This is a genomic window from Variovorax sp. 05L425, from assembly GCF_056397705.1.
Genome location: NZ_JBFTNY010000068.1, coordinates 1 through 1200 on the forward strand (window position 1 = coordinate 1; position 1200 = coordinate 1200).

Consider the following 1200-nt stretch of genomic DNA (forward strand, 5'->3'; position numbering starts at 1 on the left):
AGAAAATGGCAAAAGGAAAATTCACCCGCACGAAGCCGCACGTGAACGTGGGCACGATTGGTCACGTTGACCATGGCAAGACGACTCTGACGGCGGCGATTGCGACGGTGCTGTCGGCGAAGTTCGGCGGCGAAGCGAAGGCCTACGACCAGATCGACGCGGCGCCGGAAGAAAAGGCGCGCGGCATCACGATCAACACCGCGCACGTCGAGTACGAGACGGCCAACCGTCACTATGCGCACGTGGACTGCCCGGGTCACGCTGACTATGTGAAGAACATGATCACCGGCGCTGCCCAGATGGACGGTGCCATCCTGGTGTGCTCGGCTGCTGACGGCCCGATGCCCCAGACCCGCGAGCACATCCTGCTGGCCCGCCAGGTGGGTGTGGGCTACATCATCGTCTACCTGAACAAGTGCGACATGGTGGACGACAAGGAGCTGCTCGAGCTGGTCGAAATGGAAGTCCGCGAACTCCTGGACAAGTACGAATTCCCTGGCGACGCCACCCCCATCATCCATGGCTCGGCCAAGCTCGCCCTGGAAGGCGACAAGGGCGAACTCGGCGAAGGCTCGATCATGAAGCTGGCCGAGGCGCTGGACAGCTACATCCCTACGCCTGAGCGCGCGGTGGACGGTACCTTCCTGATGCCCGTGGAAGACGTGTTCTCGATCTCGGGTCGCGGCACGGTGGTGACCGGCGCTGTGGAGCGCGGCGTCATCAAGGTCGGCGAAGAAATCGAAATCGTGGGCATTCGCCCGACGCAAAAGACCACCTGCACCGGCGTGGAAATGTTCCGCAAGCTGCTGGACCAGGGTCAGGCTGGCGACAACGTGGGCGTGCTGCTGCGCGGCACGAAGCGCGAAGAAGTCGAGCGCGGCCAAGTGCTGTGCAAGCCCGGCTCGATCAAGCCGCACACGCACTTCACCGCCGAGGTGTACGTTCTGTCGAAGGACGAGGGCGGCCGTCACACGCCGTTCTTCAACAACTACCGTCCGCAGTTCTACTTCCGCACGACGGACGTGACTGGGGCGATCGAGTTGCCCAAGGACAAGGAGATGGTCATGCCCGGCGACAACGTGTCGATCACGGTGAAGCTGATCAACCCGATTGCCATGGAAGAAGGTCTGCGCTTCGCGATCCGCGAAGGTGGTCGCACCGTGGGCTCGGGCGTCGTGGCAAAGATCCTCGACATCTGAT

At 62.5% G+C, this 1200-nt stretch carries 1 protein-coding gene; it reads left to right on the plus strand.

Annotated elements, in window-relative coordinates:
* The first annotated feature begins 5 nt into the window (after nucleotides 1-5).
* Nucleotides 6-1199 (plus strand): elongation factor Tu, encoded by a 1194-nt coding sequence (gene tuf / locus AC1DN9_RS29985; RefSeq protein ID WP_478106007.1) that lies wholly within the window; start codon nucleotides 6-8, stop codon nucleotides 1197-1199.
* Nucleotide 1200 lies beyond the last annotated feature (1 nt).